A 24,777-nucleotide genomic window follows, 5' to 3' on the forward strand; every position below is an offset into this window, starting at 1 on the left:
GGGGGGGGGGGGCGCCCCCCCCCCCCCCGCCACGGGGGATGCTCAGTAGATCGGCTTCTCCGGCTCGATCTGGTTGACCCAGCCGACGACGCCGCCACCGACGTGGACCGCGTCGGAGAAGCCCGCGTTCTTCAGGACCGCGAGCACTTCCGCACTGCGGACACCCGTCTTGCAGTGCAGGACGATCCGCTTGTCCTGCGGCAGCTCGCCGAGGGCGTTGCCCATCAGGAACTCGTTCTTCGGGATCAGCCGGGCGCCCGGGATGGAGACGATCTCGTACTCGTTGGGCTCGCGGACGTCGATGACGTCGATGTTCTCGCCCGCGTCCATCCACTCCTTGAGCTGCCGGGGAGTGATGGTCGAGCCCGCCGCGGCCTCATGGGCCTCCTCGGAGACCACACCGCAGAACGCCTCGTAGTCGATCAGCTCGGTGACCGTCGGGTTCTTGCCGCAGACCGCGCACTCCGGGTCCTTGCGGACCTTGACCTGGCGGTACGTCATCTCCAGGGCGTCGTAGATCATCAGGCGGCCGACCAGCGGCTCGCCGATGCCCGCCAGGAGCTTGATCGCCTCGTTGGTCTGGATGGAGCCGATGGACGCGCACAGCACGCCCAGCACGCCGCCCTCGGCGCAGCTGGGGACCATCCCGGGCGGCGGGGGCTCGGGGTACAGGCAGCGGTAGCACGGACCGTGCTCGCTCCAGAAGACCGACGCCTGGCCGTCGAAGCGGTAGATCGAACCCCACACGTACGGCTTGTTCAGCAGCACGCAGGCGTCGTTGACCAGGTAGCGGGTGGCGAAGTTGTCCGTGCCGTCCACGATCAGGTCGTACCCGGCGAAGATCTCCATCACGTTGGAGGAGTCCAGCCGCTCCTGGTGGAGGTTGACCGTCACGTACGGGTTGATCCCGAGCACCGTGTCCCGCGCGGACTCGGCCTTGGGGCGGCCGATGTCCGACTGGCTGTGGATGATCTGGCGCTGGAGGTTGGACTCGTCTACCTCGTCGAACTCGATGATGCCGAGCGTGCCGACACCCGCCGCGGCCAGATACATCAGGGTGGGCGAGCCGAGGCCGCCCGCGCCCACACAGAGCACCTTGGCGTTCTTCAGCCGCTTCTGCCCGTCCATCCCGACATCCGGGATGATCAGGTGACGGGAGTATCTGCGGACCTCGTCGACGGTGAGTTCGGAGGCCGGCTCGACCAGGGGTGGCAGCGACACGGAGACCTCAACATGGTTGGTCGGTGGACGGTTGTTCCTCTCGTAACAGTGCCACGGCGGATCTCATTCCGAGACACCCGGTCCGAGGCGCGAGACATCCCCGTCCCAGCAGCCGGGCAGCGCTCCACCTGGGCTTCCGCCCGCCCGTACCGCCGTACCGCCGTACCGGAGCCGGCGGTACGGGCGGGCGCCCCGGCCGTCACCTCAGACCCGGCACGCGGCCTCCATCCAGATGTCCGCCAGCGACTCCTCCAGGCCGATCCGGGGCCGCCACCCGAGCCGGTCGCGGGCGCTGCGCACATCCGCCTGCTGCCAGGGGCCGCAGCCGTCCGGGTAGGGGGGCACCGGCGGGCCGCCGGGATGCGGGTGCGTCTCGTCCGGCTCGTGCACCGGGCCGGCGTAGCCCGCGGCCCGGGCCAGTACGGAGACCACCTCGCGCAGCCGTACCGCCTGTCCGGTGCCGATGTTGACCACGCCCTGGGCCGCCGAGAGGGCGGCGGCGTGCACCGCCCGCGCCACGTCCCGGACGTCCACGAAGTCGCGCTGGACGCCCAGCCCGGCGAGCCTGAGCTCGCCCTCGCCCTGCTGCATCACCCGGCGCAGCGCGTCCGCGAGCCGTCCCAGCGGGGAGCCGGCCGGGGTGCCGGGGCCGACCGGCGAGAAGACCCGGAGCACGATGGCGTCCAGTCCGGAGCCCAGGACCAGCTCGCTGGCGGCGAGCTTGCTGACGCCGTACGGACTCCCCGGCCGCGGTACGGCGTCCTCACCGGTCGAGGAGCCGGCCGGGGAGGGTCCGTACTCCGCCGCGCAGCCGAGGTGGACCAGCCGTGCCCCGCAGCCGCTGCGGCGCAGCGACTCGCAGACGGTGGCGGTGGCCACGGTGTTGTGCCGGATCAGCTCCCGGGCACCGCCGCGGGTGGCGCCGGCGCAGTTGACCACGACGCCGGGGTGGACCGCGTCGAGGAAGCGGGTGAGCGCGCCGGGACTGCCGGTGGACAGGTCGAAGCGGACATCGGCGTCGTCGCCCCGGCCGAGCGCGGTGAGCTGGACGGCGGGGTCGGCGAGCAGCCGGTCGGCGACATGGCGGCCGAGGTATCCGTTGGCCCCGATCAGCAGCACTCTCATCGGACGTCCTCCCCCGCTCGTGCGGTGACGCCGGCGGCGCGCGGAACGGTCATGGGGTGTGCTCCTTCATCGGTTTCGTCGGTGACGCCATGGGTTGACGCGCGGCACGGGCGGCGTCCTGCGCGGTCATGTGCCGGCGCGGGTCCGGACGAGCCGGTACGGGCCGGGCCCCCGGGGCGTTCACGGCCCGTCCCGGCGGTGGGCGGAGGCCCGGGTGAGGAGGACGGCGGCGAGGGCCGTCAGGAAGAGTGCCGCGCCCGCGCAGGCCACCGCGGGAACGGCGGCCGGTCCCCAGCGGGCCGCCGCCTCGGCCACGGGGCGGCCCAGCGGCGCCAGCGCGGGCCAGCGGGCCGCCGGCACGCCGGTGGCCACCGCGAGCGCCGCGGCCTCCAGCCCGGCGGCCGCGGCGAGTCCCGCGGCGGCGACGGCCGGGAAGCCGTGGGCGGCCAGCAGTCCCGCGGTGAACAGCAGCGCGCCGAGCGCGGCCACGGCGGCGAGCGGGACGGCACCGGGCGGCCCGTCCGGGGAGAGCTCGGGCAGGAGGGCGGGGACCGTCCCGGAGCGGAGGGCCGCGAGAAGCCCCGGCACGTCCGTCCCCTCCGCTCCGGCGCCCGTCCCGCCACCGCCGACGGCGAGCCGCGCGGCGGACAGCGCGGCGAGCGGGGCCGCGGCGGACAGCGCGACGGCCAGGGCGAGCGGCGGGCGCGTCCGGGCCGCGAACTCCGCCAGACCGCGGCCGGCGGCCAGCCGCAGCCTCGTCCGGGCCGCGAACCGGCGCGCGCACCACACCGCGGGCGCGACGGACAGGGCCAGACCCAGCGGCAGGCACCGCTCGGCCGCCGGAGCGGCCGGCAGTTCCGCGAGCAGGGCCCGCGGCGGTGTCCCGCCGTCCAGGGCCCGGGCCAGCAGCCGGTCGCCGACGAGGGCGTAGCCGAGCAGCCAGCAGCTCCCCAGTACGACGGCCGCGAACAGCAGGACGCTCCGCGTGTGCCGCCCCACGGCCCACAGCACCGCGCCGGCCACCGCCGCCACGGCGACGGCCGGTGCGGTGCCGGCGGGGACCGGGAGGTGCACCGCCGCGGCGCACAGCCCACCGGGCAGCAGGGGGAGCAGCACCGCGCCCGCCCGCCCGGCGGGACGGCGGCGGCCCGTCTCCCGGCCCCCGTCCGGCGCGGCCGGTACCGGGCCGGGCGGGAGCCCGCCGGCGCGGGGGGCGCGGGCGTACAGCTCCTCGGCGAGCGAGAAGACGCTCCGGTGCCGGAAGCGCGCCGCGGTGCGGTCGGTGATCCCGTGCGCCTCCAGGCCGGCGGCGATCTCCAGCGGGTCCACGGCCCGTTCGCACAGCCCCCGGTGGCGGTCCAGCAGCCGGTGCACGGGATCGGCGGACCGGTACGGGTCCGGCGGGCGGTTCACCGGCGGCCCTCCTCCGGCTCCCCGGGCCCGGCGGGCGTACGGGCCCAGCCCGGGGCGCGGCCGGGGCGCCCGCCGGGCCGGGCCTGTCCGGGAACGGCGGGCCGGGGCGCGGCCGGGCCGGACCCGGCTCCGGCGCGCGCCGCCCACCGGCCGGGCAGCCGGGCCTCGGCCGGGCGGGCGAAGGGCCGCGCCGCGCCGCCGTGTGCCCCGCCGGCCCGTCCGGCGGGCACCGTCCGGCGCGAGAGCACCTCCAGATGGAGGCCGCGGAACGCCGCGACGTTCCGCTCGGCGGTGAACAGCTCCAGCGCCCGGGCCCGGGCCGCGGCGCCCAGCCGGGCCCGCCGGGCGGGGTCGCCCAGCAGCGCGGCGCAGGCGTCCGCCAGTGCGCGCGGGTCGTGCGGCGGCACCACCAGGCCCGTACCGCCGACGACCTCGCGCACCGCTCCGGCGTCCGTGGCGACCGTGGCGCGCCCGGCGAGCATCGCCTCGACGAGCTCGGCCGGGAAGCCTGCCACGACGCTGGAGAACACCGCGACGTCGGCGGCGGCGTACGCGTCGGCGGCCGTGGGCAGTTGGGGATCGCCGACGCGGGCGAAGCGGACGGGAGGGCCTTCCGCACCGCCGGAACCGTCCGGCGCCGCGGGGAGGAGGTCGTCGGCCAGCAGCCGGCAGTGCGCCCGGTAGGCGGCCACCGCCAGTTCCTCCCCGGCCGGCGCGCCGGGACCGCCGGGGCGTTCGGCGACCAGCAGCCGGGCCCGGGGCAGGGCCCGGCGGACCTCGGCGAAGGCGCGCAGCAGGCAGGCCAGGTCACGGGCGGGCTCGATCCGCCCGGTCCACACCAGCACCGGTACCGGCCGTTCCCGCCCGGTGTCCTCCCCGACGGCGGTGAACGGCGCGGCGTCCATGCCCGGGTGGACGGTGCGCAGCCGGTCCCGGTCCGCCCCGCACCTCAGCTGCCAGCGGCGGGCGTGGGCGTTGCCGGAGACGACCAGTTCCGCCCGGCGGTACGTCTCGTGCGCCAGGAGCGCCCGGAAGGAGGTGAGCAGGGCGCGTACGGGGAGGTCCGCGGGGCGCGCGTCCGGGGCGGCGGCCCGGGCGGCACCGGCGAGGCAGTGCTCGCGCAGCCGCACCCCGTGCTCGGTGTACTCGGTCACCAGCAGCGGTGTGCCGTGCAGCCGCCCGGCCAGCAGGCCGGGCAGGGCGGCGCAGCCGCCGCCCACCGCGTGGCAGACGTCCGCCCCGGCGGGCCCGGGCCCGCCGCCGTACCAGTCCGGCGAGAGCGGGCGCAGCGCCCGCTCCAGCCGGTCGGTGACCGTGAGCAGGCCGGCCGGGGGGACCTCGCGCGCGGCGCGGCGCGCACCGGGAGCCCGGCAGGCGCACTCCAGCAGCCGGACCGCCTGTTCGGAGCGGAGCACGGCGGAGAGCCCGCCGTGCTCGAGGGCGAGGGCGGCCAGTCCGTGGAGCCCGGCGGCGAAACGGTCCGCCTCGGTGGCCGGCCAGACGTCGCGCCGGGCCGCGCAGACGGCACCGGCGAGCTCCGCGAAGTGCTCGCCGAACCGCCGCCGGCCGCGCCGGCCGTACCGCCCGCGGGCACCGGGCCCGCCGGGGGCGGGGCCCCACAGCGGCACGGTGCGCACCCGCCGGACGTTGCCCGGCAGCGTGTGCCGGATCTCCCGGAGGACGTCGTCCAGCTGACCCGGGTGCCGGCCGAGCGCGTAGACCTCGAACTCGTCGCCGTCCAGGCCGCGCACCAGCCGGTCGCACCACGCGGCGGCGTCACCGCCCGGGTACGGGTAACCGCCCTCCGTGAGCAGTGCGATGCGCATGTGTTCACCCCGATCCTCCTCGCGGGCCGCCGGCCGTGTCCGGGGCGTCGCGGGAAGACGTTATGCGCGAGGTGGGCCGGTATGGCGGACGGTTGTCCGCAGCACCACCGGAAGGGGTGAACTACCGTGACTTCCGGCGTGCTGGAACGTTCGGCCGGACAGTGCGCGCTCCCGGATCCCGGCCCCCGGCAGGGAGCGGGACCCGGCGGGGGCCCGGCCGCGCTACGGGAAGGGCCAGGCGTTGGGGCGGCAGGTCGCCCCGCCCGTCTTCAGGGTCTTCGTCTGCTGCATCATCACGGGTGCCCGGGCGCCGTCCCGGGGGCAGTTCACGTGCCCCTTGCCCAACCGGTGGCCCACCTCGTGGTTGATGAGCATCTCCCGGTACTCCCGGATCCGCTCCGGGCCGAAGGTCTCCGCGCCGCGTGCCCACCGGTAGGCGTTGATCATGATGCGCTCGGTCGCGGCCGAGTCGCACGAGACGTTGTCGACCGTGGTGTCCAGGCCCGACTTCGCGCACCACACGCCCGTGGTGGCGGGGCTGGCCAGGGTGATCACGAAATCGGGCTCGTCCCCGGCGTCCCCGGAGACCCGCTCGAAGGTGCGGACGTCGCCGTGGCTCCAGCTCCGCTCGTCGTTGAGGGTGCGGTGGACGGCCCGGGCGAACAGCTCGCCGTCGAGCGGCAGTCCGTCCTCGACGTCCACCCGGTAGCGGACGATCTCCCCCCGGTCCGGGGCCTTGTTCCGCCCGGCGACGGGGACGAGCCTGCCCGAGCCCTTCGCGTCCGGGGCGAGCTCGTAGAGCCGGGCCATCAGCCGGTCGTAGGAGTCGGTGGTGGCGGCCGGGGAGCCCGAGGGCGCGGCCGGAGCGGCCGGCGGTGTCCGGGCGGGGGTGGGCCGGGCGTCGGAGCGGGGATCCGAGCGGGAGGTGTCGCGGGCGTGCGCCCGCTCGCTCCCCCCGGCCGCCCCGGTCGTGTCGCCGGCACCGGTCCCCAGGTCGGTGACCTGTCCGGCCACCACGACGGCGAGCACGGTGGTCACGGCCGCCGCGGCGACCCCGGTGAAGGCCCGGCCCCGGCCGCCGCGCTCCCCGCGCTCCCGGTGGCCCCCGGTGCCGGCGGGCCCGTCGGACCCGCCGGCCGGAGCCGGCCGGGCGGGCGCGGCGGGCGCCCCGTCACCAGGGGCGCCGGGGGTGTTCGAGGCGCCGGGCGCGTCGAAGGCGTCGAGGTACTCCTGCCGCGGTGTCCGCCCCGTCCCGTGGACGACCCCCGGCGGCGGGGCGCCGCCGGGCCGTCCGGCGACGGCTGCGGCCCGGGGCCCGGGCAGCCCCCAGGCGCCGCCCGGTTCGCGGTGCTCGGGGTGCCCGCCGCGGACTCCCGCCGCGCCCTGCGCCGGGACGGCCCGGTCACCGGCGGAGGCGTACTCCGGCTCCGGGGGACCGGGGCGCGGCGCCCGGTCCCGCCGGGCGTACGGCGGGGGCGGCGCCGGATGGGGCCGCGGGGCCTCCTCCCGGGCGCCGAGGTACCGCCCCGTACCCGTGGTCGTCGGCTTGCCGGCGGCCGGCCCGCCCCGGCGGCTGTGGCGTCCCACGGCTCGTCAACCCCTGCCCGTGTCGGTGGCTCCCAGCAGATCCCGGAAGGCGCCCGCCACCGCCGCCGGGTACTCCATCATCGCGACGTGTCCCGCGTCCGGCAGCGTCAGCAGCCGGGAGTCGCGGAAGGCCGCACCGGCCCTGCGCGCCATACGGAAGGCGACCAGCCGGTCCCGTCCACCGTAGACCAGCAGCGTCGGGGCCAGTACCCGCTCCGCCTGGCGCCACGGCGCGTGCTGGCCGCCGAGAGTGTAGGCGTTCACCAGGCCGCGCGCCGACCGGGCGAGCGCGTCCCAGAAGTACGGCAGCGCCAGCCGCCGTTCGTACTCGGCCACCGCCGCCTCGAACTCCTCCCGGGGCACCGAGGACGGATCGCCGTAGCACAGCGCCATCACCTCGCGGGTGCGCTGCTCGGCGGTCTGCTTCCCGGTCAGCCGGCCGAAGAGGGCCGCCGCGCCCGGCAGCGCCAGCAGGGCGGTGGGGATCGCGGAGCGCTGCGGGCGCAGCTCGGGCAGGGCGGGCGAGACGAGGGTGAGGGTGCGCACCAGGTCGGGCCGTACCGCCGCGACCCGGGTGGCGACCGTGCCGCCCAGGGAGTTCCCGAAGAGGTGCACGGGCCCGCGGCCGGACGCGTCGAGGTGGCGGATGACGGCCCGCGCGTGCCCGGAGACCGAGTAGTCGCCGTCGTCCGGGGGCGGCGAGTGGCCGAAGCCCGGCAGGTCGACCGCCTCCCCGTCGACCGTGTCGGCCAGCTCCCGCATCAGCGCGGACCAGTTCTGCGAGGAACCGCCGAGCCCGTGGACGTACAGCGCCGGGGGCAGCCCCTCGCGCGCCGACGGACGGGTGCGCACCGCCAGCGTCAGACCGGGCAGCGACACGTGTCTCAGACGCTCCTCCGCCGCGGCCCGCGACCGGTCGGCGGGCGGCACCTCGAAGGGGACCGCCGTCCGCGGCCCCGGCTGCTCGGTCGATGACATGGGGGCAATGTTACGAGACGATCACTGCCGCTCTCATGTGTTCGGACTCACATCCGCCGCACGGCCGGAATTCTCCTCTCCTAGGCTCGTGTGGACCCCGTCCACCGTGGAAAGAGGATGCTCATGCCTGTTGACCCCACCGACCCGGACACCTTCGACCAGTTCGACGAGGACGAGAACCGGGCCACCGCGGCCGAGCGCTTCGGCGTCGAGGCACCGGAGGCCGACGCGGCCGAGCAGCGCGCGGAGGTGCTGCGCCGCGACGACACACCGCTTATCGGACCCGAGTCACCGGAGGTCGATCCCGCGGACGCCGCCGAGCAGGCCCGCGTGGTCGAACTGGACGAGGACGATTACCGTTAAACCGCCACATCACGCTTTCGAAGCGCGGTTTTCCGTGCCCGCGCCGCGCGCGTACGGTTTACCCAAAAGTACGATGGCGGACGCAGCGCACATCGCGCACGGAACATCCCCTTCCGCAGGTCCCGGCCCGGACCCCGCCCGGAAGGCGTTCCACGGAGATCCCAGGAGGCGAGCGTGACAGCCGTCGAGCAGACCGAGGCACGCCCGCGTGGCACACGCCTGCCGCGCCGGGCCCGACGCAACCAGTTGCTCGGTGCGGCCCAGGAGGTGTTCGTCGCCCAGGGCTACCACGCCGCGGCCATGGACGACATCGCGGAGCGGGCGGGGGTCAGCAAGCCGGTGCTGTACCAGCACTTCCCCGGCAAGCTCGACCTCTACCTGGCCCTGCTCGACCAGCACTGCGAGGCGCTGGTGGAGTCGGTGCGCGCGGCGCTGGCCTCCACCACCGACAACAAGCAGCGGGTCGCGGCGACCATGGACGCCTACTTCCGGTACGTGGAGAACGAGGGCGGTGCCTTCCGGCTCGTCTTCGAGTCCGACCTGACGAACGAGCCCGCGGTGCGCGACCGCGTGGACAAGGTCAGCCTGGACTGCGCGCAGGCGGTCAGCGCGGTCATCTCCGAGGACACCGACCTGCCGGAGGACGAGGCGATGCTGCTCGCCGTGGGACTGTGCGGCATGGCGCAGATCACCGCCCGGTACTGGCTCGGCGACGGACAGCGGATCCCGCGCGACGCCGCGGCGAAGCTCATCTCCTCGCTGTCCTGGCGGGGTATCGCGGGCTTCCCCATGCACGGCTGAGCACGGCTCGACAGGAGCGGCGGGCGGCGGGACCGGGAGCGCCCGGGCGCTCCCGCGGGACGGACCGCGCCCCCGGGTACCCTCCCGCGCTCCGGCCCGGCGTGTCCCCGGATGTTCGCTGTCGGCGTGCGGTCCTGAGCGGCCCGGCACCCCGCCGCGGGCTAATGTGGCTGAGTACGGCGCGGCTGGCCGCGTCTCCGCCCCGGCTCCGCCAGGGGGAAGCACACACCGTTCGGAGGGACATAGCCGTGGAGGTCAAGATCGGCGTGCAGCACGCGCCCCGCGAGATCGTTCTGGAGAGCGGGCAGACGGCCGACGAGATCGAGCGCACCGTGGCCGAGGCGCTGACCGGCAAGTCGCAGCTGCTCAGCCTGGTGGACGAGAACGGCCGCCGGGTGGTCGTCCCGGCCGACCGGCTGGCCTATGTCGACATCGGCGAGCCGAGCACCCGCAAGGTGGGCTTCGGAGCCCTCTGAGGACACCCGGACACCCCGGGAGAGCACACGGCGGCGGCCGGGCGGGATTCCCGCCCGGCCGCCGTTTGGCGCTCCGTGTACGCGGGGTAGTACCGAGTAGCCCGATGTGCACGCTCCACCGGCCCGCGGGAGGACCCATGCTCTGGTTCTGGGAGGTGCTCGGCTCCGCGCTCCTCGGTCTCGCCGTCGCCCTCGTCGCCACCCACCGTTTCGCGGACCGCTTCCGCGACCGCTCCCTGGTGCTGGTCACCGGGCCGGCCGCCGCCTTCGGCGGCGGTGTGATCACCCGGGCCGTCCTGGGGCCGGGCCATCTGTTCCCCACCCTGGCGGTCGCCGTCCTGGTGTCGGCGGCCCTGCTCTCCCTGCTGGTCCGTCCCCGCCACGGCGCCGCGGCCTCCGGCCGCCGCCCGAGCGTGGGCGCGGCCTGAGCCCCGCGCCCGCCCCGTACCTCCCGCACGTGCGCGCCGGGCGGGTACGCCTCCGGCGGGCGCGTCCCCCGGCGGGCGTGGCCGCGTCAGGCCGCCATTCCCAGCGCGGCCATGCGCTTGGTGTGGGCCTCGGTGATCCGGGAGAACATCCGGCCCACCTCGGCCAGGTCGAAGCCCGCCGCGACCCCGCCGACCAGCATCGTGGACAGCGCGTCGCGCTCCGCGACCACACGCTGGGCCTGCGACAGCGCCTCGCCCATCAGCCTGCGGGCCCACAGCGCGAGCCGGCCGCCGGCCCGGGGATCGGCCTCGATGGCCGCCCGCACCTTCTCCACCGCGAAGCCGGAGTGCCCCGTGTCGTCCAGCACCGCCAGCACCAGGGCGCGGGTGTCGGAGTCCAGCCGGGCGGCGACCTCACGGTAGAAGTCCGAGGCGATCGAGTCGCCGACATACGCCTTGATCAGGCCCTCCAGCCAGTCCGACGGCGCGGTCAGCCGGTGGAACTCGTCCAGCGGGGCGGCGAACGGCTCCATCGCCGCCGTCGGGTCCTCGCCGATCTCCGCCAGCCGGTTCCGCAGCCGCTCGAAGTGCTGGAACTCCGCCGAGGCCATCGAGGCCAGCTCGGCCTTGTCCGCGAGGGTGGGCGCCAGTTTGGCGTCCTCCGCGAGCCGTTCGAAGGCGGCCAGCTCACCGTAGGCGAGCACGCCCAGCAGGTCCACGACGGCCGCCCGGTACTGCGGGTCGGCGGAGGCGCCGGCCCAGTCCAGGACGGCGACGCCCCCGGACGTCCCGGGATCCGCGGAGGGCTCGGCGGGGGTTTCGGCAGGGGGCTCGGCAGGGGATGTGTCAGACGTCTCCATGCCGCGCACAATAGCCCGCCCGACCTGCCCGGGAACCCGCCGCGGGGGACCGCGGCGGCGGGTCGTCCGGTATTCGCCCCGGTGCACATGCGCGGTTTGGAGGTACAGTGATATTGGGCCCGCTTCCTGACGGCGGGTTCGACGCACAGTGTGTTACCAGGGTCTTCGGGGGCGTTCCCCGGATCCGCAGCGGATGCCCGGTCGGTGGCCCGATCGGCTCCGATACGACCGCCCTCCGCGCGGTCCGTACGCGAAAGGCACGGCTCTGCAGGCCGTGCGCTCCGCCCGGACCGGGCTTGGGAGGGACCCGCTCGCGCGGTACGAGCGCTTGAGCGAGAGCCCGTGGTCCCGCGCCACAAGGCCGCCGCAGGAAGGCTGCCGACGCCCGGCGCGGTACGACCCGCCCCGGCTCCGCCGGGTGTGCGCCCTCGCTCCCCCGTCCCGCGTCTCACGGAAGAGGCAAGCATCCTGACCACCACATTTCGAGAGCTCGGGATCCTTCCCGAGACCGCCGAGGCGCTGGAAGCCGTCGGCATCACGTCCCCGTTCCCCATCCAGGAGATGACCCTCCCGGTCGCCCTGGCCGGCGCCGACGTCATCGGCCAGGCCAAGACCGGCACCGGCAAGACCCTCGGCTTCGGTCTGCCGCTCCTGGAGTCCGTCGCCGTCCCCGCCGACGTCGAGGCCGGCCGGGCCACGCCCGAGCAGCTCACCGAGGCCCCGCAGGCACTCGTGGTCGTCCCCACCCGCGAGCTGTGCCAGCAGGTCACCAACGATCTCCTCACCGCGGGCAAGGTCCGCAACGTCCGGGTGCTGGCGATCTACGGCGGCCGTGCGTACGAGCCGCAGGTCGAGGCCCTGAAGAAGGGCGTCGACGTGGTCGTCGGCACCCCGGGACGGCTGCTGGACCTGGCGGGCCAGCGCAAGCTCAGCCTGGCGCACATCCGCACCCTGGTGCTCGACGAGGCCGACGAGATGCTCGACCTGGGCTTCCTGCCGGACGTCGAGAAGATCATCCAGCAGCTGCCCGCCAAGCGGCAGACGATGCTGTTCTCGGCGACCATGCCGGGCCAGGTCATCTCGCTGGCCCGGCGCTACATGTCGCAGCCCACGCACATCCGCGCCACCGCGCCGGACGACGAGGGCGCCACGGTCGCCAACACCGCGCAGCACGTCTTCCGGGCGCACTCCCTGGACAAGGTGGAGATGGTCTCCCGGATCCTGCAGGCCGAGGGCCGCGGACTGGCGATGATCTTCTGCCGCACCAAGCGGACCGCCGCCGACGTCGCCGAGCAGCTCGGCCGCCGCGGCTTCGCCTCCGGAGCGGTCCACGGCGACCTGGGCCAGGGGGCGCGCGAGCAGGCGCTGCGCGCCTTCCGCAACGGCAAGATCGACGTGCTCGTCTGCACCGACGTCGCCGCCCGCGGCATCGACGTCGAGGGCGTCACACACGTGATCAACTACCAGACGCCGGAAGACGAGAAGACCTATCTGCACCGCATCGGCCGCACCGGCCGGGCGGGCAACACGGGCATCGCCGTCACCCTGGTCGACTGGGACGACATCCCGCGCTGGCAACTGATCAACAAGGCGCTGGAACTGGCCTTCAACGACCCGCCGGAGACGTACTCCACCTCCCCGCACCTCTACGAGGCGCTGGGCATCCCCGAGGGGACCAAGGGAGTGCTGCCGCGCGCGGAGCGCACCCGGGCCGGACTCGGCGCCGAGGAGGTCGAGGACCTGGGCGAGACCGGTGGCCGGGGCCGCGGCCAGGCTCAGGGTCGCGACCGGGGCCGGGACCGGGACGCCGACGGGGAGCAGGCGCCGCGCGCCCGCACTCCGCGCAGCCGCCGCCGCACCCGCGGTGGCGCGCCGGTGGACGGCGGCGACGGCACCGCCGCCACGAGCGCGGAGCAGTCGCGGGGCGACGGCCCGGAGGCCGGCGGGCAGTCCGCCGGCGAGGCACGCAGGCCGCGCCGCAGGCGCCGCACCCACGGCGGCGCGGCCGCGGCCACGGCGGACCATGCCGGTTCCGCACCCGCTGCCGCCACCGCCGTCGCACAGGACGGCGGCCCGAAGGCCGGTGGCGAGTCCGCCGGCGAGACACGCAGGCCGCGCCGCAGGCGCCGCACCCGCGGCGGTGCCGCGGGAGCCGGGGAGTCCGCCCAGGGGAGCTGACGGCACCACGGGGCCGCCGCTCCCGGGCGGCGGCCACCGGGTCTGGGTCCGGGCGGAGCGTCCGCCCCCTTCCGGCCGGGTCCGTCCGGACCTCTTCCGGGCGGAAGCCGGGGAAACGGTCCTTGCCCGGAGCCGGTCGGCCCGGCGGTACGCCGGGCGCACCACCGCCGGGCCGCGGAAACCACCGGGCCCCGGACAGCCGCGCCGGGCCCGCAGACGGACACCGAGTCGCCCACCGGGCCGTCGCGCGGCCCTGGGCGCGCGGGACAAGTCCCGGGCGTGCACGCCCGCGCCCGCATCCGGGCCGGGCAGCGGCGCGGGGAAGACCCCTCCGGAGGCGGCGGGGAACCGTCCCGGCCGAGCAACTACCCTCGCCGCATGAGCAAGCCGCCGACCCTCACCCTGCCCCCCGGTGCGCGGGCATACCGGCTGACGACCGCGCGCGGGGAGTTCGCCGTGCACGACGCGGGCGAGCCGCGCGCCGGGACCGCCCTTCTGCTGCCGGGATTCACCGGCAGCAAGGAGGACTTCATCGCCCTGCTCGCCCCGCTGGCGCGGCAGGGCTTCCGGGTGGTGGCCGTGGACGGCCGCGGGCAGTACGAGACCGGCGGCCCCCGCGACGAGGCCGCCTACGCCCAGGACGAACTGGCCCTGGACGTACTGGCCCAGGCCGAGGCGGTGGCCGGCGCACCGGACGGGGCCGCCGCGCCCGGCGGGCGCGTCCATCTGCTGGGGCACTCCATGGGCGGGCTGGTCGCCCGTGCCGCCGTGCTGCGCGACGCGGCGCCCTTCGCCTCCCTGACGCTCATGAGTTCCGGCCCGGCCGCCATCTCCGCCGGGCAGCAGGCCCGCACCAGAATGCTGATCGAGGCCCTGGGAGTACTGGACATGGCGGCGGTCTGGCAGGCGATGCGCGATCTGGACCCGCCGGAGGCCGCCGACGCGGCCACCCCGCCCGACGTGGCCGGCTTCCTGCGCCGCCGCTGGCTGGCGAACGTGCCCGAGCAGTTGATCGCCACCGGCCGCCGGCTACTGGCCGAGCCGGACCGGGTCGGCGAGCTCGCGGCCGTCCCCGTCCCCAAGCACGTGCTGTCCGGCGAGGTGGACTACGCCTGGCCGGTGCCGCTGATGGACGACATGGCACGGCGGCTGGGCGCCCGGCGCACGGTGGTCGGGGGCGCCGAGCACTCACCGGGCGCCGAGCGGCCCGGGCCGACGGCCGGGGCGCTGGCGGCCTTCTGGCACGACTGCGCCGCCGGACGGCCCTGACGGTGGTGCCTGAGAGCCTGTCGGGTGGCCGGTTGATTATGCCGAGCATGGGCCGCTGACGGCCTCGGAGTTGTCGCTCTGGCACACACCACGTGATCATTCCGGGGCCGTCGCCGTGTCTGGAGGGCAGATCGCAACCGTCACGCATCGCGCATGACCAGCCATCCACCACGCTCTCAGAGGAAGACGCGCGCCACCTCCAGCCACTTCTGTGCGTCCTCGCCGGTCGCCGTCATGTCGGTCTCGGACCAGGGGCGACGCCGGGTGACACACAGGCAGAAGTCCATGGCGCTGCCCTGTACCCGTTGGGCGGCAGCCTCGGGACCCCACACCCAGGTCTGTCCGTCAGGTGCTGTCAGCTCGACGCGGAAGGGGGCCGCCGGCTCAGGCAGTCCGACGGCGGCGAAGGACAGCGCCCGTCCCAAGACCCCCAGCGAAGCCACGTGCTGCAGTCGATCCGTCGGGCGGTGCGCCACGCCCACAGCATCGAAGACGTCCTGCCCGTGTGCCCAGGTTTCCATCAGACGAAGGGGCACCATCAGGGCCGGGGTCACCTTCGACATGTACCAGGGGAATGCGTGGTCCCATGGCGTGTCGAGCAGCGCCGCCGCGAGTTCCGCTCGACCGGCCCGCCACTCGTCCAGGAGTACCGACCGAGGTTTGGCCGCTCCCGCGGCGGCGGCCTTGTCTGCGTACCCGCTGCCTTCGGCTTCCGCCCGCCCAAGCTCGGCGCTGAACGCGTCCGGAGTGCGTAGGGCGCTGAGTGCGTTTGCGTCCGACCACGCGAGATGGGCTATCTGGTGGGCGACCGTCCAGCCCGGTGCCGGTGTCGGTATGGACCAGTCGTCCACTGCCGTGACCAGGACGTCGAGATCATCGCCCTCAGCCACCAGCGCGGCCAGGACACCGGCGTCGTCCACATCGGGGACGGCGAGGTTGTAGTTCAACATGTACGCCATGATGCATTCCGCCATGAGGGGCAGCGGAGGCGAAGTGTGCGGGCAGACTCCAATGTCGCCAGAGTCTGCCCACTCGGTGGCGGGGCTCGTCGCACCACGGACCACCGCGCTTCCCCGACGGTGACGCAAAGCGTGCCGGGGCTGGTCACGCGAGTCGCGTGACGGTCGCGATCTGCCCTCCAGGCACGGCGGCGGCCCCGGAATGATCACGTGGTGTGTGCCAGAGCGACAGCTCCGAGGCCGTCGGCGGCCCGTGCTATCCGTCCAGCCTGACCGATAAGACGTGGGAGATCATCCGGCCGCTCCTTCCCGTGCGTGACCTGCGGAAAGGCGGCGGGGTGCGCAGGCAAGGCGACCGATTGGTACTCGACTCGATCTTCTACGTGCTGCGCTCGGGCTGCCAGTGGCGGATGCTCCCGCGCGACCTGATGCCCTGGGACGCGGTCCACCGCTGGTTTACCAAGTGGCGGCGGGACGGCACGTGGGACCGCGTCCACGACGAGCTCCGCCGCCATGTCCGGATCGGGGCCGGACGCGATCCCGAGCCGCCGGCCGCCGTGCTCGACGCCCAGTCGAGCAGGACCAGCGAGGGCGGCGAGGCGCGTGGATTCGACGTCGGCAAGCGAACGACAGGGCGGAAGAGACACATGATCGTTGACACGATGGGCCTGCTGCTGGTCGTCGCCGTCACCTCCGCGTCCGTGCAGGACCACGCCGGAGGCCGCGCCGTCCTAGCCCGGCTCGCCGCTGCCTTCCGCACGGTCAGCCTGGTGTGGGCCGACGGCGGATACGCCAACTCGGTTGATTCCAAGCTGCTTTCATGGGCCCGCGACGCGTTGGGCATCGTCGTGGAGATCGTGAAGCGGACCGACGATGTCAAGGGCTTCGAGGTCCTGCCCCGCCGCTGGGTGGTGGAGCGAAGTTTCGGCTGGCTGGTCCGGAACCGTCGGCCGGCCCGCGACTACGAACGGCTCACCGCCACCTCCGAGGCCATGATCAAGGTGGCGATGATCCGCCTGATGCTCGTCCGGCTCGCCGGGCAGTCATCGCGGTGGAGCCATGAATCCCACCGCACGACCGCCCGAGCCAAGACCGTCGAGGACCTCATCGCGGCGTAATCAACCGGCCACCCGACAGGCTCTGAGGCGGCGGCCGCCACCGCGACGGACCGGGCCGGTGAGCGGGTGCGCCCCCGCCGGGCTTCCGTCTCCCGCAGGCCGTCCGCCCGGCTCAGCCGTCGAGGCGGCGGGTGAAGCACCTGGCCATCGGGTGGCCGGCGAACGGCCCGAACCCGGCGGTCCGCCGGTAGCCCTCACGCTCGTAGAACCGGATCGCGTCGGGTTGTCCGGTGCCGGTCGCCAGCACTATGGCACCGATCCCGTGCTGACGCGCGCGGTCCTCCAGGGCGCGCAGGATGCCGGTCGCCACGCCGGTACCGCGGGACTCCGGGACCACGTACATCCGTTTGAGCTCGGCTGTGCCGTCGTCCAGGAAGCGCAGGGCGCCGCAGCCGGTCGCCTCACCACCGGCGTCGCGGGCGATCACGTACACGTCGATGGTCTCCGCGGTCGGCGCCTCGGGCTCCTGGTCCTCCATGCGGTAGCGGGCCGCCAGTTCGGCCTGCATCGCGGCGCGCAGCCGGACGCCGTCGGCGCTGTCCCACGGCTCCTCCGTGACGGTCGAGGTCATGCCACCCCCATTCTGATCATGTGATTGCCGGTAAAGGTATCGCTCGCCGCCGCTCTCCGGCGGGACCACCCGCCGCACGGCCCGGAGGCGTCCCGCCGCGGCGCCGGCGGGGCCGGGCGACCGGCCGGCGCGCGGCCGCCGGCCCGCGGTCGTCCCCGGCGGGACCACCGTCGTCCCGGGCCGGGCACCTCAGTGGCCGTTCCCCTGGATGAACTGCGTGACGCCGTTGGCGATCTGCTGGACCGCGATCGCCGACAGCAGCATCCCCGACAGCCGGGTGACCAGGACCACCCCGCCGTCCTTGATGACCCGGATGATCAGCAGCGAGTAGCGCATCACCAGCCACAGCACGAGGTGCAGCGCGACGATCGCCGACCACACCGAGAGATGGTCGGCGACCCCGTCCGCGCGCTGCACCGCCAGGATGACCGAGACGATCGCCCCGGGGCCGGCCAGCAGCGGCATGCCCAGCGGTACGAGCGCGGCGTTGACGTCCTTGCTCTGCTGGGGCTCGTCGGCCCGGCCGGTGAGCAGGTCCAGCGCGACCAGCAGCAGCAGAAGGCCGCCCGCGACCATCAGCGCGGGGATCGACACGTGCAGATAGGCCAGGATCTGCCGCCCCAGCAGCCCGAAGACGGCGATCACCCCGAAGGCCACGGCGGTGGCCTGGAGGGCCATCCTCCGCTGCACCTTGGCAGGACGGCCGGAGGTGAGCGCGAGGAAGACCGGGATGATGCCGGGCGGGTCCATGATCACGAAGAGTGTGACGAAGACGGATCCGAGGACAGCGAAGTCGAACACGGCGGCGCCCTGTGTGAGGTGGTGCGGGGATCGGGACGGTGCGTCAGGCGGAGACGGGGGCCGCGCCTGACGCCCGGGCGGCGATCTCGGCGTAGACGTCCGGTTCGGTGGTGTGCTCCCCCAGCCGGCAGGTCTTGCGGGTGCCGTGGTAGTCGCTGGACCCGGTGGCCAGCAACCCGAGGTCGCGGGCCAGTCCGCGCAGCCTGCCGCGGGTGGCGGCGTCGTGGTCCATGTGGTCCACCTCGACGCCGTCGAGTCCGGCGGCGGCCAGCTCGGCGATGGCGCTCTCCGGCACGCACTCCCCGCGCTTGACGGCCAGCGGGTGGGCGAAGACCGCCACCCCGCCCGCGCCGTGGATCAGGCGGATCGCGGTGAAGGGGTCCAGCTCGTGCTTGTCGACGTAGGCCCGGCCGTCGTTGGCGATCCACTCGGCGGTGAAGGCGTCCGAGACGGTCCCGACGGTGCCGGCCTCCACCATCGCGGTCGCGATGTGCGGGCGGCCAACGGAGCCGTCCCCGGCGATCTCGGCGACCCGCTCCCAGGTGATCGGCACACCCAGCTCGCGGAGCTTCGCGACCATGCTCCGGGCGCGCGGCACCCGGTCGTCGCGGACGAGCTCGCGTTCGCGCGCCAGTTCCGGCTCGGCCGGGTCGAACAGGTAGGCCAGCATGTGCAGGCTCACCCCGTCCAGCCGACAGGAGAGCTCGGCGCCGGTGACGAGGGTGAGGCCGGCGGGAAGCGCGCCGATCGCCTCGGTGTGCCCGGCGACCGTGTCGTGGTCGGTCAGCGCCACCACGTCCAGCCCGGCCGCCGCCGCGCCGCGCACCAGGTCGGCGGGGGTGTCCGTGCCGTCCGAGGCGGTCGAGTGGGTGTGCAGGTCGATGCGCACGGCAGAGACTCCCACGGCGGACGGCTGGAACGGACACCTCAGAATAGAACAGCCGCGCGCCCCTTCACCGGCCCGGCTCCCGGGGCGCCCCCACCAGGCGCGGGGAGAGCGCGCCGCACGGCACCAGCTCCACCTCGGCGCCCGCCTCCCGCAGGTCGGTGAGGACCACCTCGTCGTACATCAGCAGCCCGGACCGCTCGGGCCAGACGACCGCCCACAGCCACAGCCCGCACGCCTCGCCCGCGAACACCGCGCGGTCGTCGGGGGTGCCGTCCACCAGCCACAGCGGGGTGGGACGGCCGGCGGCGAGGACCTTCGTGTGCGGTGGCCGGTTCACGTCCAGCCGCGGGCCCGGATCGGGGCCGGGCACCCCGGCGTAGCGCGCGCCGAGGCCGACACCCAGTTCCTCGGCCACCAGCAGCAGTTCACCCGGGCCGCCGAGCGGGCTGGGGCCCGAGCAGGCGACGACGGTGGCCCGGCCGCCGCTGCGGTCGTCGCCCGCGTAGGCGATCCCGGTGAACAGCCAGCCGATCGGCAGCGGCCAGGGCATCCACACCGGCACCCGGGCACGGTGCAGGACGACGCCGAGGGCCTCGACGCTCGGCGGCAGGACCGGCTGGAGCGGATACACCGCCCCGTGCGCCGCGCACTGCCAGGAGTCGGCGAAGAGGCCGGGTGCCCGGACACGGCCGCCGCACTTCGGGCAACTGGGTTCGCCCCTCATGGAGCACCACGGTCCTCCCCCGGACGCCTCGCGTCAAGGACGATCACTCGTACGGATCGCGCCACCGGGCCGGCCGCGGCGCCGGGCGGGGGCGCCGGACACTGACGGTCGCGGGACGGGCGTGGGACGGCCGCGGGAGGGACGGGGCAGGGGCGCGCGGCGGTCCCGCTCAGTCCGCCAGGGGTACGGACGCGCGCCCGGGGTCGCGCAGGTCCGTGCCGTGCGCCAGCCAGCGCTCCTGGAGCGCCGCCGCACCGTGCACCCGCTTCCAGGCGGCCTCGTTGGGCGTCATCGGCAGCAGCGGCAGGAAGCGGACGGGGTCCCTGGGCGGCTCCAGCTCCAGATCCGCCACCAGACCGCCGGGCTCGCCGACCAGCACGGAGGTGAACGGCGCGCCCGGCCACAGCGGCTCGCCCAACTCCAGCGCGGCACCGGGCGCCACGACCAGCCCCTCCACCTGGGGAGAGGCGGCGAACACGGCGAGCGGACGCAGCACCTTGTCGGTGTCGGCCGCCCCGGCCCGCACCGTCAGCACCAGCTCGGCGCGGGGGCCGCGGTCGGGATCGGCGACGACGGCGGCGGGATCGCTCATGGGCGAGGCGGACATCCCCAGCGTGGCGTACCGCACCACCCCGTTCCCGTCGCCGGCCCCCGTGTCGACGCCCGGGAAGCGCAGCACCTCGATCCGGTCGGCGCCCAGGAAGGTCACCGCGGCCCGCGCGTCGGGCTCCCCGAGGGCGTCGCGCAGGGCGGCCTCGGCCAACTGGAGAACGTGTGCCATACGGCGAGCATAGATCGTGTATTGATCAGGCAAAGAGGGTAGGCGGCGGCGCGGAGCGGTCCTGGGAGGGGCTCCGCGAGTGCTACCGTTGACTGCTGGTCAAGGCGTGTACACATATTCCCCCAGCGGGGACCGGCCGGAGGAGGTGGGGCTGCGATGGATCCGAGTCGACCGTGCAGTACCAGCCGCTCTTCCGTACGGCAGCCCCGTCGCCGCGCCTGAGACCTCAGGGTCTTCCGCCTTCCTCACCCCGCCACCGGGCGGAGCAACCCCGAGGAAGCGCTGAGGAGGCCTTCTCTCTCCCCCGCGGACCGGCTCCGTGGAAGAGCGCATGAACCCTGCTCGACCACCCCCTCGAACGCCGCCGGTTCGCGCGGTTCGCGTGGTGCCCGCTTTGCAGGCCTCCGGTCCACCGGTTCCCAGGTTCCGTGGGCTCCGTAGGTCCACATTCCGGGCAGCGCTGCGCCCGCCGTCGGCGGCTCGGCACGCGAAGGAGCCCAGCATGTCGATGATCCGAGACCTGCGCGCCGTGGTGCGTCCCACCCTCCGCCGGGGCGGCCGCTCCCCCTACGCCCCCGGCGGTGCCCACGACGACACCGCCAAGAACAGCGCCGTCGTGGACTGCGCCGTCTACCGGAACGGCCGCCGCGAGACCTGCCGGCTGTCCCCCGCCGAGGCCCTGCGCGCGCTGCGCTCGCGGGAGGGCGGGACGGACGGCGGCCGGAGCGACGGAGAGAACGGCGCGTTCGTGTGGATCGGGCTGCACGAGCCCACCGAGCAGGAGTTCTCCGGCATCGCCCGGGAGTTCGGTCTGCACCCGCTCGCCGTCGAGGACGCCGTCCACGCACACCAGCGGCCGAAGCTGGAGCGGTACGACGACTCCCTGTTCACCGTCTTCAAGACGATTCACTACCTCGAGCACACCGAACTCACCGACAGCAGCGAGGTGGTGGAGACGGGCGAGGTGATGTGCTTCACCGGCCGGGACTACGTCATCACCGTCCGGCACGGCACCCAGGGTTCGCTGCGCAGTCTGCGCCACCGGCTGGAGGACGACCCGGAACTGCTGGCGAAGGGCCCCTCGGCGGTGCTGCACGCCATCGCCGACCAGGTGGTCGACGGCTACCTGGCGGTCGCCGACGCGGTGCAGGACGACATCGACGAGGTGGAGATCCAGGTCTTCTCGGAGAGCGCGGGCCGGGGCCGCCGCGGCAGCGACGCCGGACGGATCTACCAGCTCAAGCGCGAGGTGCTGGAGTTCAAGCGGGCGGTCTCGCCGCTGCTGCGGCCTATGCAGCTGCTCAGCGAGCGGCCGATGCGGCTGATCGACCCCGACATCCAGAAGTACTTCCGCGACGTCGCCGACCACCTCACCCGGGTGAACGAGCAGGTGCTGTCCTTCGACGACCTGCTGAACTCGATCCTCCAGGCGAACCTCGCCCAGGCGACGGTGGCCCAGAACGAGGACATGCGGAAGATCACCTCATGGGCGGCGATCTTCGCCGTCCCGACGATGATCGCCGGGATCTACGGCATGAACTTCACCTACATGCCGGAGCTGGAGTGGCGGTACGGCTATCCGACCGTCATGGCGGTGATCGCCGGGATCTGCTACGCCATCCACCGCGGCTTCAAGCGCAACGGCTGGCTCTGACCTCTCCCGCGGCCTCTTGGGTCCCGGGCGGAGGGACGGCCGGGGCGCCCCGCCGCGGTCAGCGCGCCCTCCGGGTGTTCGCCCGGACCACCAGGGCCAGCCCGGCCAGGATCACCACCAGCGCGCCGTAGACGGCGGCGGGCGGGTTCTGGCCCAGCCAGAGGGCGGCGATCAGCGCCGCGCCCGGGGTCTCCAGCAGGATCGCCGTGGAGGTGACCGACGGGCCCAGTCCGCGCACCACCCGGTTGAGCAGCGAGTGGCCCAGCAGTTGCGCGGTGGCGGTGAGCAGCACGAGCTTGAACCAGGTCTCGCCGCTGTAGCCGCCCAGGTCCACGCCGAAGGCCAGGCAGCCGGCCAGCAGCAGTACGGCCGTGACGGTGTAGCAGACGAAGGTGTAGCCGGTGGTGGAGACGGTGCGGCGCACCTCCGCGCCGAGCAGCACGTACCCGGCCGCCGCCATGCCGGCCGCCAGCGCCAGGGCGTCGCCCGCCAGCGCCCGGGGCGAGAGCGACAGGTCCACCCCGGTGAGGAGCACCACGCCGGCGAAGGCCACCGCCGTGCCCGCCCAGACCAGCGCGGGCTGCCGGTGGCCGCGCAGCCGCAGCAGCAGGGTGGTCCAGACCGGGGTGGTGGTGACCAGCGCGGTCGAGGAGGCGACCGAGGTCATGTGGAGGCTGGGCAACCACAGCGCGAAGTGCAGGGCGAGCAGCGCCCCGGCGGCGACGGCCAGTGCGACGGTGCGGCGGCTCATGGCGCGCAGCTCGGCCCGGTGCCACAGCAGGGCCACCGGGGTGAGCACGCCGGCGGCCAGCGCGTTGCGCCAGAAGGCGATGGCCAGGGCCGGTGCGGCGGTGGCCGCGATCAGGGGCGCGGACAGCGAGATGCCCGAGACCGCGACCACCAGCAGGAAGAGGTCGGCACCGGCGCCCCGGTACCCGGTGGCGGCGGCCGTGACGGTGTCGGACGCCCGGCGGGCGGTGGGGGTGTCGGCGGTGCGCACGGGACTCCTCTTCTGCTGTGCTCCGGTCGCTCCCGGGCCGCCCGGCTCGGGCCGGTCCGCTCCAGGGTAAGGCGCGTGCCCCGGTCGCGGTACTGACCGTCCGAGGGCCGGGACGGTCCGGTCCGCCGGAGGTAGGGTCCCCCCATGACGACACCGTCCATCCCCGCGCCCGGTCGGGCGCTGATCGAGGAGTCGGCGAAGAAGTCCGCCCTGGTGTGGGTGCGCGGCCCGCAGGGGCCGGACCGCGCCCTGTGGCACGTCTGGCACGACGGTGCCGTCTGCCTGGTGGGCGACGGCCCCGGCGAGCAGCCGCTGGCCGGCCTCGGGCTCGTCCACGGCGGCACCGCGACGGTGACCGCGCGCAGCAAGGACAAGGGCGGGCGGCTGGTCGGCTGGCCCGCCCGGGTCGTCGAACTTCCCCCGGGCGGGGACCGGTGGGAGGCCGCGGTGGCCGAACTGGCGGGCAAACGGCTCAACGCCCCGGACGCCGCGTCGATCGCCGGGCGCTGGGCGCGCGAGTGCCGGGTGCTGAGGCTGGAGCCCGCCGGGGAGCCCACCGAGGGACCCGGCGCGATGCCGGACGGCTCCCGGGCCGCCGCCCCGCTGCCGACGCCGGCGACCACCCGCCGGCCGGTTCCGGCCGGGCTGCCGAGGCTGCTGCTGCGCCGCGGGCGCCGCCGGGGCTGAGCCCGCCGCGGCGGGACGGCGGATCCGGTCCCGGACCGGGACCGGCCCGGGCTCCGGCTACTCCGCGGCCGAGATCTTCTTCCCGTAGTCGACGACCTGTTCCTCCTCCGGGGCCCGCAGTGCGAACTCCTTGTCCCACTCGGTCAGTTCGACCACCCCCGCACCGCCGCCGCGCTCCAGCCGCAGCGGATACGGCGTGCCGATCAGCGCGACGCTGAGCACCCCGCCCTCGCCCTTCCCGGCCCGCACCTCGATCGTCCGCACGCCGTCGACCTCGTCCCGGGCGCCCTTCTCCCGCTTTCCCTGGAGCGCGATCAGCCCCTCCAGCAGCACGTCCTTGTCCGTGAAGCCGCTGAGCTGCCGGTGGGCCGGATCACCGGTCGGCACCTTGACGTACTTGCCCTCCAGCTTGCGGGCCGCCGCCAGGTCCGAGTCATTCGGCTCCTCGCCGTCCTGCTCCTGGTGGACCCAGAAGTCCGCGCCGGCCTTGAGGTACAGCTCCTCGCCGATCCGCAGCAGCTCGAAGCGGGGCCCGCCCTTGGCGAGGACCTCGCCTATGCCGCCGTCGCCCGTCAGCCGCATGTCCAGCCGGTAGGTCCGGCCCTGGCTGACCACACTGCCCGACAGCCGTACGGACCCGGCCGCCCGGGCGGCCTTGCGGGCCCTCTCCTCGATCTCGGTGGCGGAGAGCCTGCCCACCCCGTTGGTCCCCTCGTCCGGGTCCTGGGACCCGCATCCGGTGAGCACCACCACCAGTGCCGCGAGGACCGCCCCCACCACCGCCGTACTCCGGGCACGAACACCGTGGACCCACGCAGTCACGTCCGCTCTTCCTCCTGGGATCGGGGCAGCAGGACCGCACCCTACCGGGGGCGCCGGCCGGGAGCGGAGGGCGGCCGTCCGGCCGGTGCCGCCGAGGGGGGCCGGCGGGGGGCGCGCTAGCCTGAAAGCCGCATTCGGGTCACCGCCTTCGCGGGTACCCGGCCGCGGCCGGGTACCCGGCGGCCGTGCGGCGGCGCGCGGCCGGTGCGCGCGCACGAGCGGGTTCACGAGTGGGATACGAGTCGG

General features: G+C 74.9%; 23 protein-coding genes and 1 pseudogene. 9 read left to right on the forward strand and 15 right to left on the reverse strand.

Annotated elements, in window-relative coordinates; genetic code table 11:
- Positions 1 to 42: 42 nt before the first annotated feature.
- From moeZ to V1L54_RS07095, 6 genes are all read right to left on the reverse strand, one after another.
- Positions 43 to 1,221 (reverse strand): adenylyltransferase/sulfurtransferase MoeZ, encoded by a 1,179-nt coding sequence (gene moeZ / locus V1L54_RS07070; RefSeq protein ID WP_330117014.1) that lies wholly within the window; start codon positions 1,219 to 1,221, stop codon positions 43 to 45.
- A 204-nt stretch (positions 1,222 to 1,425) separates the two neighbouring features.
- Entirely contained in the window at positions 1,426 to 2,346 is a 921-nt protein-coding gene (locus tag V1L54_RS07075) for an NAD-dependent epimerase/dehydratase family protein (RefSeq protein WP_330117015.1), read from the reverse strand.
- Positions 2,347 to 2,526: 180 nt separating this feature from the next.
- A complete protein-coding gene (locus V1L54_RS07080; protein WP_330117016.1) occupies positions 2,527 to 3,759 on the reverse strand; it encodes a hypothetical protein in 1,233 nt (410 codons plus the stop codon).
- Complete coding sequence (locus V1L54_RS07085) at positions 3,756 to 5,585, reverse strand: DUF3492 domain-containing protein (RefSeq protein WP_330117017.1); 1,830 nt, start codon at positions 5,583 to 5,585, stop codon at positions 3,756 to 3,758. Before V1L54_RS07085 ends, V1L54_RS07080 begins: the two co-directional genes overlap by 4 nt.
- Before the next feature lie 222 nt (positions 5,586 to 5,807).
- Positions 5,808 to 7,172 (reverse strand): DUF3152 domain-containing protein, encoded by a 1,365-nt coding sequence (locus V1L54_RS07090; protein WP_330117018.1) that lies wholly within the window; start codon positions 7,170 to 7,172, stop codon positions 5,808 to 5,810.
- A gap of 6 nt (positions 7,173 to 7,178) precedes the next feature.
- The gene (locus V1L54_RS07095) at positions 7,179 to 8,150 is read right to left on the reverse strand and encodes an alpha/beta fold hydrolase (protein WP_330117019.1); all 972 of its coding nucleotides are present in this window, start codon (positions 8,148 to 8,150) and stop codon (positions 7,179 to 7,181) included.
- Positions 8,151 to 8,273: 123 nt separating this feature from the next.
- On the opposite strand from V1L54_RS07095, the gene V1L54_RS07100 reads away from it, so the two are divergent.
- From V1L54_RS07100 to V1L54_RS07115, 4 genes are all read left to right on the forward strand, one after another.
- On the forward strand, positions 8,274 to 8,513 hold the full coding sequence (locus V1L54_RS07100; RefSeq protein ID WP_330117020.1) for a hypothetical protein: 240 nt from the start codon (positions 8,274 to 8,276) through the stop codon (positions 8,511 to 8,513).
- 174 nt (positions 8,514 to 8,687) lie between these two features.
- Entirely contained in the window at positions 8,688 to 9,314 is a 627-nt protein-coding gene (locus tag V1L54_RS07105) for a TetR/AcrR family transcriptional regulator (protein WP_330117021.1), read from the forward strand.
- A gap of 248 nt (positions 9,315 to 9,562) precedes the next feature.
- On the forward strand, positions 9,563 to 9,790 hold the full coding sequence (locus V1L54_RS07110) for a DUF3107 domain-containing protein (protein WP_330117022.1): 228 nt from the start codon (positions 9,563 to 9,565) through the stop codon (positions 9,788 to 9,790).
- A 137-nt stretch (positions 9,791 to 9,927) separates the two neighbouring features.
- Complete coding sequence (locus V1L54_RS07115; protein ID WP_330117023.1) at positions 9,928 to 10,218, forward strand: hypothetical protein; 291 nt, start codon at positions 9,928 to 9,930, stop codon at positions 10,216 to 10,218.
- An 86-nt stretch (positions 10,219 to 10,304) separates the two neighbouring features.
- On the opposite strand, the gene V1L54_RS07120 is transcribed toward V1L54_RS07115, so the two are convergent.
- Positions 10,305 to 11,078 (reverse strand): ferritin-like fold-containing protein, encoded by a 774-nt coding sequence (locus V1L54_RS07120; protein ID WP_330117024.1) that lies wholly within the window; start codon positions 11,076 to 11,078, stop codon positions 10,305 to 10,307.
- A gap of 561 nt (positions 11,079 to 11,639) precedes the next feature.
- Here V1L54_RS07120 and V1L54_RS07125 point away from each other — a divergent pair.
- Positions 11,640 to 13,256 (forward strand): DEAD/DEAH box helicase, encoded by a 1,617-nt coding sequence (locus V1L54_RS07125; RefSeq protein WP_330117025.1) that lies wholly within the window; start codon positions 11,640 to 11,642, stop codon positions 13,254 to 13,256.
- A gap of 378 nt (positions 13,257 to 13,634) precedes the next feature.
- Positions 13,635 to 14,525 (forward strand): alpha/beta fold hydrolase, encoded by an 891-nt coding sequence (locus tag V1L54_RS07130; RefSeq protein WP_330117026.1) that lies wholly within the window; start codon positions 13,635 to 13,637, stop codon positions 14,523 to 14,525.
- A 176-nt stretch (positions 14,526 to 14,701) separates the two neighbouring features.
- Here V1L54_RS07130 and V1L54_RS07135 read toward each other — a convergent pair whose 3' ends face one another.
- Positions 14,702 to 15,484, reverse strand: a complete 783-nt coding sequence (locus tag V1L54_RS07135; RefSeq protein ID WP_443076539.1) for a TIGR03084 family metal-binding protein — start codon at positions 15,482 to 15,484, stop codon at positions 14,702 to 14,704.
- Between the two features lie 215 nt (positions 15,485 to 15,699).
- On the opposite strand from V1L54_RS07135, the pseudogene V1L54_RS07140 reads away from it, so the two are divergent.
- Positions 15,700 to 16,521 (forward strand): annotated as a pseudogene (locus V1L54_RS07140) (IS5 family transposase); the annotation flags it as partial.
- A gap of 193 nt (positions 16,522 to 16,714) precedes the next feature.
- Here V1L54_RS07140 and V1L54_RS07145 read toward each other — a convergent pair.
- From V1L54_RS07145 to V1L54_RS07165, 5 genes are all read right to left on the reverse strand, one after another.
- Entirely contained in the window at positions 16,715 to 17,173 is a 459-nt protein-coding gene (locus V1L54_RS07145; protein ID WP_330117029.1) for a GNAT family N-acetyltransferase, read from the reverse strand.
- Between the two features lie 189 nt (positions 17,174 to 17,362).
- Complete coding sequence (locus tag V1L54_RS07150) at positions 17,363 to 17,974, reverse strand: MarC family protein (protein ID WP_330117030.1); 612 nt, start codon at positions 17,972 to 17,974, stop codon at positions 17,363 to 17,365.
- Positions 17,975 to 18,017: 43 nt separating this feature from the next.
- Entirely contained in the window at positions 18,018 to 18,863 is an 846-nt protein-coding gene (locus V1L54_RS07155) for a PHP domain-containing protein (protein WP_330117031.1), read from the reverse strand.
- A 64-nt stretch (positions 18,864 to 18,927) separates the two neighbouring features.
- Positions 18,928 to 19,587 (reverse strand): DUF6758 family protein, encoded by a 660-nt coding sequence (locus tag V1L54_RS07160; RefSeq protein WP_330117032.1) that lies wholly within the window; start codon positions 19,585 to 19,587, stop codon positions 18,928 to 18,930.
- A gap of 169 nt (positions 19,588 to 19,756) precedes the next feature.
- Complete coding sequence (locus V1L54_RS07165) at positions 19,757 to 20,368, reverse strand: suppressor of fused domain protein (RefSeq protein ID WP_330117033.1); 612 nt, start codon at positions 20,366 to 20,368, stop codon at positions 19,757 to 19,759.
- A 502-nt stretch (positions 20,369 to 20,870) separates the two neighbouring features.
- On the opposite strand from V1L54_RS07165, the gene corA reads away from it, so the two are divergent.
- The gene (corA, locus tag V1L54_RS07170) at positions 20,871 to 22,022 is read left to right on the forward strand and encodes a magnesium/cobalt transporter CorA (protein WP_330117034.1); all 1,152 of its coding nucleotides are present in this window, start codon (positions 20,871 to 20,873) and stop codon (positions 22,020 to 22,022) included.
- A gap of 58 nt (positions 22,023 to 22,080) precedes the next feature.
- On the opposite strand, the gene V1L54_RS07175 is transcribed toward corA, so the two are convergent.
- Positions 22,081 to 23,022: a DMT family transporter gene (locus V1L54_RS07175; RefSeq protein WP_443076521.1), complete on the reverse strand. Its 942-nt coding sequence runs from the start codon at positions 23,020 to 23,022 to the stop codon at positions 22,081 to 22,083.
- A 144-nt stretch (positions 23,023 to 23,166) separates the two neighbouring features.
- Here V1L54_RS07175 and V1L54_RS07180 point away from each other — a divergent pair, with 144 nt between their 5' ends.
- A complete protein-coding gene (locus V1L54_RS07180) occupies positions 23,167 to 23,709 on the forward strand; it encodes a hypothetical protein (protein WP_330117035.1) in 543 nt (180 codons plus the stop codon).
- 57 nt (positions 23,710 to 23,766) lie between these two features.
- Here V1L54_RS07180 and V1L54_RS07185 read toward each other — a convergent pair whose 3' ends face one another.
- On the reverse strand, positions 23,767 to 24,531 hold the full coding sequence (locus tag V1L54_RS07185; protein ID WP_330117036.1) for a hypothetical protein: 765 nt from the start codon (positions 24,529 to 24,531) through the stop codon (positions 23,767 to 23,769).
- Between the last annotated feature and the right edge of the window lie 246 nt (positions 24,532 to 24,777).

It is taken from the genome of Streptomyces rubellus, from assembly GCF_036323805.1.
GTDB lineage: Bacteria > Actinomycetota > Actinomycetes > Streptomycetales > Streptomycetaceae > Streptomyces.